12 protein-coding genes and 1 pseudogene are annotated in these 13,376 nt (G+C 65.8%); 4 read left to right on the forward strand and 9 right to left on the reverse strand.

From position 1 onward, the window contains the following. Nucleotides 1-75 precede the first annotated feature (75 nt). On the reverse strand, nt 76-870 hold the full coding sequence (locus FND50_RS05810; RefSeq protein ID WP_144285086.1) for an ABC transporter permease: 795 nt from the start codon (nt 868-870) through the stop codon (nt 76-78). Between the two features lie 55 nt (nt 871-925). Next, nucleotides 926-2,029 (reverse strand): NAD(P)-dependent alcohol dehydrogenase, encoded by a 1,104-nt coding sequence (locus FND50_RS05815; RefSeq protein WP_144285087.1) that lies wholly within the window; start codon nt 2,027-2,029, stop codon nt 926-928. A gap of 308 nt (nt 2,030-2,337) precedes the next feature. Here FND50_RS05815 and FND50_RS05820 point away from each other — a divergent pair, with 308 nt between their 5' ends. Beyond that, nucleotides 2,338-3,696 (forward strand): bifunctional lytic transglycosylase/C40 family peptidase, encoded by a 1,359-nt coding sequence (locus FND50_RS05820; protein ID WP_144285088.1) that lies wholly within the window; start codon nt 2,338-2,340, stop codon nt 3,694-3,696. Between the two features lie 89 nt (nt 3,697-3,785). On the opposite strand, the gene FND50_RS05825 is transcribed toward FND50_RS05820, so the two are convergent. The 3 genes from FND50_RS05825 to FND50_RS05835 all read right to left on the reverse strand — a co-directional run bounded on the left by FND50_RS05825 (nt 3,786) and on the right by FND50_RS05835 (nt 5,924). Then, nucleotides 3,786-4,214, reverse strand: coding sequence for a DUF2834 domain-containing protein (locus FND50_RS05825; RefSeq protein ID WP_144285089.1), 429 nt, complete (start codon nt 4,212-4,214; stop codon nt 3,786-3,788). Between the two features lies 1 nt (nt 4,215). Beyond that, nucleotides 4,216-4,533, reverse strand: a complete 318-nt coding sequence (locus tag FND50_RS05830; RefSeq protein WP_144285090.1) for a 2Fe-2S iron-sulfur cluster-binding protein — start codon at nt 4,531-4,533, stop codon at nt 4,216-4,218. Nucleotides 4,534-4,601: 68 nt separating this feature from the next. Further along, entirely contained in the window at nt 4,602-5,924 is a 1,323-nt protein-coding gene (locus FND50_RS05835; RefSeq protein ID WP_144285091.1) for a cytochrome P450, read from the reverse strand. A 280-nt stretch (nt 5,925-6,204) separates the two neighbouring features. Here FND50_RS05835 and FND50_RS05840 point away from each other — a divergent pair, with 280 nt between their 5' ends. The 3 genes and pseudogenes from FND50_RS05840 (at nt 6,205) to FND50_RS05850 (ending at nt 9,930) form a co-directional block, all read left to right on the forward strand. Continuing rightward, entirely contained in the window at nt 6,205-7,428 is a 1,224-nt protein-coding gene (locus FND50_RS05840) for a lipase family protein (protein WP_260850922.1), read from the forward strand. A gap of 219 nt (nt 7,429-7,647) precedes the next feature. Then, on the forward strand, nt 7,648-8,742 hold the full coding sequence (locus tag FND50_RS05845; protein WP_260850923.1) for an alpha/beta hydrolase: 1,095 nt from the start codon (nt 7,648-7,650) through the stop codon (nt 8,740-8,742). Nucleotides 8,743-8,770: 28 nt separating this feature from the next. Continuing rightward, a pseudogene (locus FND50_RS05850) lies at nt 8,771-9,930 on the forward strand (FAD-binding oxidoreductase). A 40-nt stretch (nt 9,931-9,970) separates the two neighbouring features. Here FND50_RS05850 and FND50_RS05855 read toward each other — a convergent pair. Genes FND50_RS05855 through FND50_RS05870 form a run of 4 tightly spaced genes read right to left on the reverse strand, consistent with a single transcriptional unit; the run spans nt 9,971 to nt 13,375 of the window. After that, entirely contained in the window at nt 9,971-10,735 is a 765-nt protein-coding gene (locus tag FND50_RS05855; protein WP_144285093.1) for an HpcH/HpaI aldolase/citrate lyase family protein, read from the reverse strand. 14 nt (nt 10,736-10,749) lie between these two features. After that, complete coding sequence (locus FND50_RS05860; RefSeq protein ID WP_144285094.1) at nt 10,750-11,706, reverse strand: aldo/keto reductase; 957 nt, start codon at nt 11,704-11,706, stop codon at nt 10,750-10,752. Continuing rightward, nucleotides 11,706-12,563, reverse strand: coding sequence for an ATP-binding cassette domain-containing protein (locus FND50_RS05865; protein WP_144285095.1), 858 nt, complete (start codon nt 12,561-12,563; stop codon nt 11,706-11,708). Before FND50_RS05865 ends, FND50_RS05860 begins: the two co-directional genes overlap by 1 nt. After that, nucleotides 12,560-13,375, reverse strand: a complete 816-nt coding sequence (locus tag FND50_RS05870) for an ABC transporter ATP-binding protein (protein WP_144285096.1) — start codon at nt 13,373-13,375, stop codon at nt 12,560-12,562. The genes FND50_RS05865 and FND50_RS05870 overlap by 4 nt, the downstream gene beginning before the upstream one ends. Between the last annotated feature and the right edge of the window lies 1 nt (nt 13,376).

Here is a 13,376-nt window from a genome sequence, read left to right on the forward strand (position 1 = left end):
GCCGGTGGCCCGAGTAGCTTTCGACACAGAATTCTCCCGTTGACAGCCGTCTTCGCGGCTAGAGGTGGAGCGCTGTCAGTGCAGCGCGAGAGTCGTGATAACCGAGTTGGCGAGGAAAAGCAGCAGAAAGCTGAACACGACGGTCTGGTTCACTGCGTCTCCGACGCCCTTGGGTCCGCCCTTCGCGTTGAGTCCCAAATGGCATGCGACGAGCCCTGCGAGCAGGCCGAACACCGCCGCCTTCACCTCGCTGACGAGGAAGTCGGGCAGTTTGGTCAGGATCGAGATCGCCGTGACATACTGGCCCGGCGACGCACCCTGCATGTACACCGTCGCGATATAACCGCCCACCAGGCCGACCGCCGACACGAGGCCGTTCAGGAACATCCCGATCAACGTCGACGCCAGTACCCTCGGCACAACGAGGCGTTGAATCGGATCGATCCCCAGCACCTTCATCGCGTCGATCTCTTCACGAATCGTCCGTGAACCCAGGTCGGCGCAGATCGCGGTCGAGCCGGCACCTGCCACGACGAGAACCGTGACAACCGGGCCGATTTCCCGAATGATCGCAACGCCGGCGCCGGCGCCACTGAGGTCGACGGCGCCGATCTCGGCCAGGAGGATGTTGATCTGATACACGAACATCATGCAGAACGGAATCGCCATCAGCAGCGCCGGCATGATCGACACGCCGGCGATGAACCACGCCTGCTGAACGAACTCGCGAGCGTGGAAGGGGCGCTTGAACATGCATCGGAACGTCTCCATCGACGTCGCGTAGAACGCGCCGACGGCCGTCGGCGCGACCTGGACGGCCTTCCGGACAGCACTCGCTCTGGGCGGGCGAGCTTTCAGATCTACAGACATCGAACAGCCTTTCTCGCTGTTTCCGGAGCATCCGACGGGTAAACAAGATTGGTCATCACTCGTGGACGAGGACGACCTTCACCGCCTCACCTCGATGCTGTACGGCCACAGCCTCGTTGATCTGAGAGAACGGCAGCGTCGTGATCAACTTGTCGAACGGAAACTTGCCCTGGCGGTGGAGATCGAGAAGGTAGGGAATGAACGTGTCGGGGTCGGCATCCCCCTCGACGATGCCGCGGATCGTATGCCCGAACAGCTGCGTCGGCATCATGCCGATCGGGATCGTGGCGGCCGGGTCGGCGGGGACTCCGATGAGGCCGAGGGAGCCCCGGACACCGAGTGACTGCAGGATCTGGTCGAGCACCGGAAGGAGTGCCGTCGTATCGATGGCGTAGTCGACGCCGTCGGACACGATTGCCCGGATCTGTTCGGAGAGGGCACCCTCCGCGGGGTCGACGACATGGGTCGCGCCCAAGGAGAGCGCGAGTTCGCGCCGCGACTCGTGAGGTTCGACGACGATGATCACGCCGACCTCGCGGACCACGGCAGCGAGCACGGCTGCCAGGCCGACCGAACCTGCCCCGACGATGACAAGTGACGAGCCCGGAGCGACGTCGAGTGAGTTCAACACTGCCCCTGCGCCGGTCTGGATTCCGCAGCCGAGCGGACCGACCAGTTCGAGTGGGGCGTCGTCCGCGACCTTCACGACGTTGCGCTCATGAGCGATGGCATGTGTCGCGAGGGAGGACTGGCCGAAGAAGTTGCCGCCGAGCGGCGCATCACCAACGGTGAGTGCCGAACTGCCGTCTGGGCGCACGCCACCGAAGTTGAACGCCATGAAATTGTGGCAATAGGCAGGCTCGCCCTTCCCGCAGTGGGCACACTCGCCGCAACTGTTGAAGCTGATGGCGACCCTGTCGCCCTCTGCCACCTTCGTGACACCGGATCCGACCCTCACGACCGTGCCGCTGCCCTCGTGGCCGACGACGCCCGGGAGAGGGAACGGGAGATGCCCCTCCTTGACGGCCAGGTCGGTGTGGCAGAGACCGACGCCGGCGATCTCGACGAGGACTTCGTGCTCCGTGGGTTCGCTCAGAGACACGGTCTCGATGGCGAAGTCTCCCGACACTTCGTTGATTACGGCGGCGCTGATCTGCACGATTGCTCCTAGATTCAGGTTGTTTCGGCGTTCACCCGTAGTCGGGCATCACTTGCGTACGGGTGATGTTAGGTAGGTCACAAGGGTGAAAAACAGGGATGAAGGGCAAGTTCGCTCCAATCTCCCCCTTCACTCCCCCGGTGGGGGGAGGTGGCGAAACGGGGCCACATCGTGGGCTGACCGACCGTCGCTCCGATGAAGTACCCGAACCACCCTCTGGTGCGACGCGGCGAGGAAGGCGGGCGCGGGAGACTCGAGTCACATCTCATGAGTCTCTTTGACCTGGCTCACACTTCAGGAGGAAAACAATGTCCGTTGATCCTTCGGCGATCATCGTCGGGGTAGCCGCGGCAATCGGGGGCATCGTACATGGCGCCGACCTGCCAGAGCCCGCGCAAGGCATTGCGACGCAACAGGTTCAGTCGATCGTAGAGGCCGCACCGGGGTTCGACGTGCAGATCGACCAGTCCATTGCGAATCTGCCCCCAGAAGTTCAGGACCCGGCTCGTCGAGCTGTCGACGCAGCGGCCGTTGCCGTTCAGGATGCAGTAGCACCATATCTACCTCCCGCGCCGGTGCCGGCACCCCTGCAGGATCCGTTGCCTCCCAGAGATCTCCGACCTGAGGGCAACGTGAGTCCCCGGTCCTCCGGGCCGGTCGCTACGGAGCCGTATTCCCCGTCGCGGGGGCCGTCACCGACGACGCGTGATGCCCTTGCGCAGGGAGAGAGTGATGGCGTGTTGTCGCAATGGGTGCCGTCGGTGCTCGATTCCTCCGCAGCAACGTCGTCGGCTATCGGTTCGATCGCCGTCTTCGTTCCGTGGTTCCAGAAGGCGGGCTCCATCTGCGACGGCGTGAAGGCGCCCGTGCTTGCCGCGCTGTATTCCGCGGAGAACGGATTTCGCTATGGTGCCACCGCTCCGGTGTCACCCTCCGGCGCACGCGGCCCGGGTCAGTTCATGCCTGCCACCTGGGCGAGGTACGGCAAGGATGCCGACGGCGACGGGAAGGCCGACATCCTCGATGTCGCAGACTCGGTGATGGCCTCCGGCCACCTCCTCTGCGACATGTACGACCAGATCGAACAGTGGAAAGCGCAGGGAGAGGTGGTCGGCGACACGCTCGACCTGACGATCGCGGGGTACAACGCAGGTGTGGGCGCGGTCCGAAATAGTAGCGGTATGCCCTCAGGTGCAGCAGATTACGAGAATCAGACGAAACCCTACGTCGCGAAGATCCGCGCGTCCGAGTCGCGATATGCCTCGCTTCTCGGGGTCTTCGGAGGCGGGGCGGACGGCATCGGCGGCAAGATCGTCGAAGCCGCCGTCCGGTACCTCGGTCTCCCGTACGTGTGGGGCGGCGGGAACGTGAACGGTCCCTCGGCGGGCGGTTTCGACTGCTCCGGTCTGACGTCCTATGCCGTCCACGCGGCCACGTCGGGGATGTCCCTTCCCCGCACCTCCGAGACGCAATGGAATGTCGGTGTCGAGGTGCCGCTCGCGGATGCGATGCCGGGAGATCTGCTGTTCGGAAACTGGGGCTCGGCGGGCCCAGGGCATGTCGCGATCTACGTGGGGAACGGACAGATGGTCCACGCCCCGACGACCGGCGACGTGGTTCGCGTCGCACCAGTGTTCGAGGGGATGAAGGCCCGCCGGGTGGTGTGAACGGCACCTCGGCGTCGTGACGGAACGCGAAGTGCGCCAGGACCTCGGTCCTGGCGCACTTCGCGTGTTGTGTCCTGCCTTCCGGCCGGCTACAAGCTCGTCGACGCACTCGATTCGCGGCCGTCCCACGGCGGCACCGGTTGTCCGGGAACGTGGCCGGCCAGGAACCGCTCGCGGACAATGAGATAGAACGGAAAGGCCATCGACACGCCGATGTAGGACAGCAGAACGAAGACCACGCCCCATTTGCGGCCCATCCCGATCCGCACGGTGTCCGTGAGAACCCACACGATGAAGACCGCCCACGCGATCAACATGTCGATGCTCAGGAAGGCGGCCGTGCCGCCCGGTTCGATGCCGTCACCGAAGAACTCGACCGGATTCAAGATGTTGCCGCCGTCGCCGATCCAGTCGAACGCGAACGGCCACGTCAGAAGTAGCGCCGCGATCCCGGCGACGAGGTAGCAGGCATGCCGGACGTTCATCGCCGTGTTGCCGTGTAGTTGCACCGTCACCATGTCACCTGCTGTCTGCGACTCGGACGTGGATCTCGGCGTCGCTGTCACCGACGACGAGCTGGCAGGACAGGCGGGAATCATCGTCCGCCGCATCCAGATATGCGATCAGATCCGTCTCCTCGTCGGTCGGTTCGGCGAAGAAGTGGGTGTACTCCTTCGGGAGATGAACGTGGCAGGTGGCGCAGGCGCAACTGCCGGCGCATTCGGCAACGATGCCGGAGAGATTGTTGCGGAGCGATGCATTCATGAGCGTCTCGCCGGGTTCGACGTCGACCTGCTCAGTCGTCCCGTCAGGCAGATGGTAGGTAACTTTCGTCATGATGTGGTGGCGCTTTCTCGCGGGAAGGCGGTGCGCCGAAGCAATTCTCGCCTCGGCGCACCACCGGGTCAGGCGAACGTCAGGTGGACAGGCAGACGCCGGAGTCCGCCGACGAAGTTCGTCTGGATCATCTTCGGATCACCGGTCACCTCGACGCGCCGGAGTGTGGGCAGCAGCTCCTCGAGCATGACCTTCATCTCGAGCTTGGCGAGATGCTGTCCGATGCACATGTGCGGACCGTAGCCGAAGGCGATCTGCTTGTTCGGGCGTCGGTCGATGTCGAAGATGTCCGGATTGTCGAACACTTCGGCATCTCGGTTGCCGGACTGGAACAGCAGCATCAGGCGGTCGCCGGCATTGATGGTGCGTCCGCGGAGTTCGTAGTCGCGGAGAGCGACGCGGGTGAACTGCTTCACCGGCGACACGATCCGCAGTGCCTCGTTCACGAGGTGTGGAACCAGGGTGAGGTCGCCCTGGACACGCTCGAGGATGTCGGGACGTGCAGCCAGCTGTTGCAGGCATCCCGCGAGGGTGCTGGCCGTGGTGTCGTGGCCGGCGGTGGCGATGGCAACGAACCATCCGTAGGCGAAGGTCTTGGGGAAGTACTCCCCGCTCGCGTCCTTCGCGACGGCGATGAGGGTGGCCAGGTCGTCGCGCGGTTCGGCGCGCCTGCTCTCGACGAGAACATCGAAATACGCGTAGAAGTCCGCGATCGCCGCGGCCCACTGCTGTGCCGCGGCGTCGGGAGACAGGGTTTCGATGTCGTCGCGCTTCGCATCCGGGTCTGCGACTCCGAAGAGGTCCTGCGTCAGCGCCATCATGCGTGGTTCGTCTTCCACGGGAACACCGAAGAGCGACATGATGACGTGCAGCGGGAAGAACACTGCGAACTCGTGCACGGCATCCAGGTCTTGCTTTCCGGACACGAGGCGCGTGACGGACTCCCGCGCGGTCTCGCGAATGCGGTCTTCCCACTTCTTGAGGTTCGCCGGGCGGAACCAGTCGAACGCAACGTCCTTGATCGTGGTGTGTTCCGGCGGGTCGAGGTAGGGCAGCGCGTCGAGAATGCGGAGACTGCCGCCGGTGAGTGTCTTCGTGAACTCGTCACCGGCCTGATTGCTGAGAATCGGGTTGTGTGAGCCCTTGTTCTCGCCACCACCCGCACTGAAAATCTCTGGCTGTCGCTCGATTTCCATCAGGTCGGCGTGCTTGCTGACCAGCCAGAGGGGGTCGTACCCCTCTACCCGCGCCTGCCCGAGGGGCTGGTTCTCGCGGAGCCACCGGTAGGCCTCGTACAGTTTCGCGTCGTCGCTGTGTCCCTCGGGGAGGACGATCTGCCTGCCTATGTCGTCGGGAACTGTTGTGGTGTCGGCGGATTCGACTGTCGTCATGATCAACCTTCTCTCTGGTGCGGGCTGAGCAGTGCCGGGACGAACCGGTGTCACCGGCTACGCCCTCATGCACTGTGACTCGAGTCTCATGCATACTCGAGGGCGGTACGTCACCCGGATGAGGTGTTTTGATCCCGCTTCGGAGGGGTTGAGCGGCGCTGGATGCGCGCGAGCCGACTCGCAACCATTTTGGTCAGACAATAGCTATACTTCGACCGTATTGAGTGGCAGAATGCCGATTGGCGGGAGCGTATGGGTTGCCACGCGAGAGGATCATCCTGTGCGGGCGAGGCGATGGTCGTTGATTCTGGCCGCGGTGGTGACGGCGGCGAGCGTGAGCCTGGTAGGTGGAGTCGGTCCCGCGGTAGCCGACGTCCCCGTTCCCTCCGAGGATCCGTTCTACCGAGCTCCAGCCGGCTACGAGGCCCAGCCGGACGGGACGATCCTGCGGTCGCGGCCGGTGGCAGCGACGGCGTTGAGCGTTCCGCTTCCGGTCGACTCCTGGCAGCTGCTCTACAAATCCCTCGACTCCCACCGAAATCCGGTAGCCGACGTCGCCACGGTTCTGGTCCCGAGAACTCCGTGGACCGGCGAAGGGCCCCGGCCTCTCGTCTCGTACCAGACCGCGGAGGACGGTCTCGGATCCCGGTGCGCCCCGTCGTATGCGCTCACGGCGGGCCTCGGGGCGGCGACCTCGAACGCGGCATCCGAGTCGCTGATGATCGGGAACCTGCTGTCGCGCGGGTGGGCGGTCGTCACCGCCGACTACGAGGGCCCGGAGTCCGAGTTTCTCGCCGGCCCGCAGGCCGGTTACGCGGTTCTCGACGGGGTACGCGCCGCGCAGCATTTCGGACCCGCGGGACTGGGCGTGAACGCGCCCACGGGGCTGTGGGGGTACTCGGGCGGAGCATTCGCCACCGCCTGGGCGGCCCAGCTCCAGCAGGCGCACGCCCCCGAATTGGATGTGGATGCACTGGCTCTGGGCGGGTTGCCGGCGGATCTCGAGGCAACGATGCGGAACGTCGACGGGGGGTACGGCTTCGGACTCACCTTCGGCGGAGTGACCGGTATCGATCGCGCGTACCCCGAGAAGCGGCTGAATGATCTGTTCACCGGCGAAGGCCGGACGGCCATGCAGGCGAGTAGCGCGGTATGCACCGTCGAATTGATTGCAACGTACGCGTTCCGCTCGCTGCACCACTACACGATCGACCCTCGACCGTTCGACGTTCCCGATCTTCGAGACGCCCTCGCGGAGAACAGCCCCACCGCTGTCGGTACCGGGTCACCGATCTACAGCTATCACGCGGAAGCCGACGAACTGGTGCCCGTCGCGGTCCACGACGAGTACGTCCGTCAGGCCTGCGCTGCGGGCGATGCGGTGCAGGTGGTTCGGCCCCCAGGCGGAAGCCACAACACCATGTTGATCACCGGCGCGCCGGGTGCGATCGACTTCCTCGCAGCACGTTTCGCCGGTGCGCCCGCTGTCGACGACTGCCTCTGACACAGTCGGACCGCTCGCCCTGCGGCATACCCCATTTCCCCGGTAAAGGGATCTGCCGTCGACTCCCTCGGTGAACAATGTCCCGAAGGGGCTACGTTTCCACCCCTACGGGGTAATGCGCTGGGGTGATGCACACCATACGTTGGAGCAGAGTTGATACGAGGTTAACGCCGGTTGCCTGCAGTCCAGGCGTGACCATCTGAAAGAGGTGGAGTTCCAATGGCAGCCCCCAGTTCGATTGCACGACAGATCGCGGAGGCAACCTGCAATGTGGGCCGGGTCCATCAGTCGGGGATGGGCCCCGAGCGGAACGCACTTGGTCAACCGAACATGCTCCCTGGCAACAGTCTTCAGTCGAAGACCATTGCGCATCTGTTGCGTGTGACGGTCAAGCCGGCGCTCGGTGTCTGGGCGCGAGTTCCGAGCACGAGCTGGGCCGCGCGAGCGGTGGACCAGGCTGCGCGTGTGCTACCTCCGCTGGACGGAGTAGGGCATCGGCGCGTGCGCCTGACGAACTGCGATGCGGATTGGATCCAGGCGCACGACGCCGATCTCCACAGCGTGGTGCTCTACCTGCACGGTGGTGGCTTCCTGTCCTGTGGCCTCAACACGCATCGGCGACTCGCCTCGCGAATCTCGCAGTCGGCCGATGCCAGCGTGCTCAGCGTCGACTACCGGCTCATGCCGACGCATACGATCGATGACGCGGTAGCCGATGGAATCGCCGGCTACCAGTGGTTGTTGGCGCGAGGATTCTCGCCCACGCAAATTGTCATTGCCGGCGATTCCGCGGGCGGATACCTCGCGTTCATGGTGGCGCTCGCCCTCGACGATCCAGGGCTGCCACGGCCGGCCGGGCTCGTCGCGTTGTCGCCGCTCACGGACCTGGACCCGACAAGTAAGCTGCAACATTCCACGTCTGCACGATGTCCGGTTATTCCCCGTTCTGCGCTATTGGCGTTGAGCTCCCTCGCCATGCGGGTCGAACACCGCTCTCGTGGGGTATCGGGGCTGCCGCTGTCTCCCGTCGACGCGGAGCTCCGTGGGTTACCTCCAGTTCTGCTGCAGGTGGGATCCAAAGATCTGCTGTGCCCCGACTCACGCTTCATGTTCGATCGTCTTGTGGAAGCCGGTGTTCCGGCCTCTCTCGAGATCTGGGATGGACAGTTCCATGTATTCCAGGTGGCCGCAGATCTGGTGCCTGAGGCGCGGAAGGCGATCGCGCGGGTCGCGGAGTTCATTCGGGAGAGGACCACCGTTCGATATGGTGATGTGGAAGGTGGTCACGGTGATCCGGCACGCGAGATCGCATAGCGGCTCCGCCGGTCTGTAGCTCGCGGTGATGGATGCCGAAACTGTCGCGCTCGTGAGATCGAGTTTCAGGGCTGTCGCTTCGTTCCCGGGCGGCCCCGGAGCGCTCGCCAGTTCGTTCCATGCAACTCTGTTCGCGACCAATCCCGAGGCACGGGCGTTTTTCCCGCAGCCATGGATACGCAACGCGACCGGTTGGTCCGAGCTATCGGCTATGTCATCGATCGTTTGGAGGCACCGGAATTCGTGTTTCCGTACCTGGCCCAGGTGGGGCGAGACCACCGAAAGTACGGAATCGACGATTCGCACTACAGCGCGGTCGGCATCGCCCTTGTCGCAGCGCTGGAAAAGGTGTGTGAACCGCGCACGTGGACCACGGAGGTGGGAGCTGCGTGGCGACAGGCGATCGCGCTGGTAACCGACGTCATGATGGATGCAGCCCGCTCGGAGACCGGGCCGCCCAGTTGGATCGGGACGGTGCGCGAACACCGCAGGGTGCGTGGCGATATCGCCGTCGTCAGGCTGCAACTCGATCAACCGATGCCCTATGTGCCCGGTCAGTATGTGAGTGTCCAGGTACCCGGCCGTCCCCGGATGTGGCGCCACCTGTCACCCGCCACGCCGTGGAGTGCCGATGGAACGCTCGAGTTCCATGTGCGGAGGGTTCCGGGTGGCTGGGTCAGTCCCGCAATCGTCGATCACGCCCGGGTCGGTGATACCTGGGTGCTCGGGTCGCCCGTCGGCTCACTCGGTGATGTCTCCGACCCCGAACGCGACCGCCTCCTGATCGGGGTCGGCACGGGGACGGCTCCGCTACGTGCCCAGCTCATGAGCATGGCCCGACACTCGCGCAATCGACGCACTCACCTCTTCGTGTCCGGTAGGTACCCGTGCGATCTCTACGACCTCGAAATGCTTTGGGGGATAGCGCGGACCAATCCGTGGCTCACCGTGGTGCCAGTGGTGGAGGAAAGTGCCGATCCGTGGTGGTTCACGGGTCGATCCGAGGTCCCCGCGGGTATGCATCAACTGCTCACCGGCCCAGTGGGGTCGGTCGTCGCGGTCTACTCGAACTGGACCGACCACGACATCCAGATATCGGGTTCGCCCTCGGCGATCCAAACCATCAAGTTTCGGTTGCAAGCGGCGGGTGTGGAGTCCGGACGTATCCGTCACGACCCCTTGTCGTGAGCGGATACGTCGGGCGGCGCGTGGACCACAGGTGACCGATCTACTCCCCGGTCGCCGCTTTGAGATGAGCCGCGGAGACGGCCTTGAGGTGGGTGAGGTCGGACGCGACGGTCGCGAAGGTGTACCCCTCGGCGAGGCGCCGTGCCGCGACGGCGCCGTCGGGGGTGTGGATGCCCGCCGCGATGCCGGCGGCGGCGGCGGCTTCCCGGACGCGGACGAGGGCGGCCTCGAATTCGTCGTCGACGCTCGGGTCGTTCGGGTGGGCGCCGCCGACGGCGAGGCGCAGGTCGGACGGTCCGACGTAGATGCCGTCGAGTCCGGGGACGGCGCAGATCTCCTCGACGTTCGCGAGGCCCTGTGGGGTCTCGATCATCACGACGAGCACCGTGTCACGGTTGGCGTCCGCCGGGGTCGGGCCGATCCGCAGTTGGGAGCGCATCGGCCCGTACGAGCGGATTCCGGCCGGCGGGTAGGTGGCCGACGCGACGGCGCGGGCGGCTTCCTCGGCCGTGTTCACCAGCGGAACGATCACTCCCGCCGCGCCGGCGTCGAGCGCGCGGCCGATCGGCGTCGGGTCGTTCGACTCCACGCGGACCATGCCGACGGAGGAGCCCGACGCGTCGATCGCGGTGAGTCCCGCGACCATCCCGGAGTACCCGATCAGGCCGTGCTGGAGGTCGAGGGCGATGTAGTCCCACCCGACGTGGGCGAGCCATTCCGTCGAGACGGGGCTGTCGATGACGGACCAGTAGCCGACGATCCGTTCCCGGCCGCGGAGTCGGGCGGCGAATTCCTGGGCGCTCATGAGGGGAGTTACTCCTAGCGGTTGTAGTTGGGCATGGGTCCGCGCAGGGCGCCGCCCACTTCGTCGCACGCATCAATCAGTTCGTCGTCGAGTGTGCCCTTCGCGACGGCGGCGATGTTCGACTGCAGGTGCGCGACCTTCGATCCGCCGAGGAGGATCGGGCCCGCGGCAGGCTTGGACACCAGCCAGCGGAGGGCGAGTTCGGTGAGCGGAATGCCGGCCTTGTCGGCGATCACGGACAGCTGGTGGACGGCGTCGAAGATCGCGGTGTTCCAGTACCGCTCCTTGTACATCTGCGCGAGCCGCGAATCACCGAACCGGCCGTCGGCGGGCGTCGTGTCGAACGAGTGCCGACCGGTGAGCAGACCGCCACCGAGTGGGTTGTAGACCATCGTGATCAGGCCGGTGACGGCCGCGAACTCGACGTACTCCTCCTCGATTCGCCGGGCCAGGAGGTTGTAGAGCTGCTGGGCCACGATCGGGCGGGGTGCGCCGACCGCGTCGGCGGTGTGGTTCAGTTCCGCGATCTGCCAGGCGGCGAAGTTGGAGACACCGAGGGCGCGAATCTTGCCTTCCGACACCAGGTCCGCGACGGTGGACAGGGTGTCGGCGAGCGGCGTGGCCCGGTCCGGCTGATGGAGGTAGAACAGGTCGACGTAATCGGTGTCCAGCCGCTGCAGGCTCGCCTCGACGCTCGACCGGAGGCCCGCGGGCGAGAGCGGGGAGTGATCGCCCGCGTCGGGGTGGGGCATCCCCGCCTTGGTGGCGAGGGTGACGCGGTCGCGACGGGTGGCCAGCAGCCGCGCGAGGATCTTCTCGGACTCTCCGCCGGCGTAGCCGTTGGCGGTGTCGATGTGGGTGATCCCGGCATCGAGCGCTGTGTCGACCATCGCTGCGGCGCCGTCGAAGTCGACGGTGTCGCCGAAGGTCATCGTGCCGAGCACGAGTGAGGTCTGGTCGAGTTCGGGCATCAAGCTACTCCTCGGGATGCGGTGCGGGGACCCTCGGTCGCGCCGGAGAGGCGCGAGACGAGGTGGCGGGGTTTGATCCCGACCATGGTGGTGGGGTCGAGCGCGGCGGCGCGCAGGGCCTGCGTGTACGGCTCGGCGGGGCGTTCGAGAACGTCGGGGGTGGAACCGCTTTCGACCACCTGCCCGCGCGACATGACGATCACGGTGTCGCTGATCTCGCGGACCACGCCGAGGTTGTGGGAGATGAAGACGTACGTCAGGCCGGTGTCCTGCTGGATCTCGCGGAGGAGGTCCAGCACCTGCGCCTGCACCGACACGTCGAGCGCGCTGGTGGCCTCGTCGCACACGAGCAGTTCCGGGTCGCTGGCCAGGGCCCGGGCGATACCGATGCGTTGCCGCTGACCGCCGGAGAACTCGGCGGGCCTGCGATGGAGCGCGGAGGCGGGCAGACCGACCCGATCGATCAGCGCTGCCGCCCTGCTTGCCCGCTCGGTTTTGCTCCGAACGCCCTGCAGGCGCAGCGGTTCGCCCACGATGTCGACGGCCGTCAGGTGCGGATCCAGCGACCCGTACGGATCCTGGAAGACCATCTGCACGCGAGACCGGAAGGGACGCAGCGCCTTCTCGGAGAGCTGCGCGATGTCGACCCCGTCCACCAGGATGCGGCCGGACGTCGGGGTGAGCAGCCGGACGATCGACTTCGCGATGGTCGACTTGCCGCACCCGGACTCACCGACCACGGCCAGCGTCGCCCCCTTGTCCACGGCGAAGCTGACGGTGTCGACCGCGCGGAACACCCCGTCGGGGACCGGGTATTCGACGACGAGATCTTCGACGGACAGCAGAGGTGCACTCATGTCGACGCTCCTACGGTCGTGGTGTAGTCGCCGAGCCGGGGGACGGCGTCGAGCAGCTTCTTGGTGTAGGCGCTGCCGGGATGGCGGACCAGGTCTTCGGCGTCACCGCTCTCGACGAACCGGCCGTCCTTCATGACGTAGATGCGATCCGACATCAGCCGGGCGACACCGAGGTCGTGGGTGATGACGAGCATGCCCACGCCGGTGCGCTCCTGCAGTTCGAGGAGCAGGTCGAGGATGCTCGCCTGCACGGTCACGTCGAGGGCGCTGGTGGGTTCGTCGGCGACGATCAGTTCCGGGCTCGACGCGAGCGAGCAGGCGATCAGCACGCGCTGCAGCATCCCGCCGGACAGTTGGTGCGGGTACTTCCCGAGTTGTCCCGCCGGATTCTGGATCCGCACCTGCTCGAGGAGTTCCACGGCCCGCGCGGTCTCCTTCGCCCTGCCGGTGACGCCGCTGTGGCGGACAGCCTCCCGCAACTGGGACCCGATGGTGTGCACCGGGCTCAACGCGGTCATCGGGTCCTGCGGGACCAGGGCGATGTGCCGTCCCCGGACCTTGGCGAGGGCCTTCGGCTTCCCGAGGAGGTCGGCGTCCTTGAACCGCACCGCGCCCGAGAGGACGGCGAGGTCGTCGGGGAGCAGCCCGAGAATGCCCATCGCGGTGGTCGATTTGCCCGAGCCCGATTCGCCGATGATCGTCACCGTTTCGCCGGCGTCGATGGAGAAGGACACGCCGTCGACGGCGCGGATGACGCCCCGCGCGGTGATGAGTTCGATCTGCAGTTCGTCGACTCTGAGGAGGTTGTCCATG

Origin of the sequence: Rhodococcus sp. WB9 (genome assembly GCF_007558985.1) — a bacterium.
In the GTDB taxonomy this organism is placed as follows: domain Bacteria; phylum Actinomycetota; class Actinomycetes; order Mycobacteriales; family Mycobacteriaceae; genus Rhodococcus_F; species Rhodococcus_F opacus.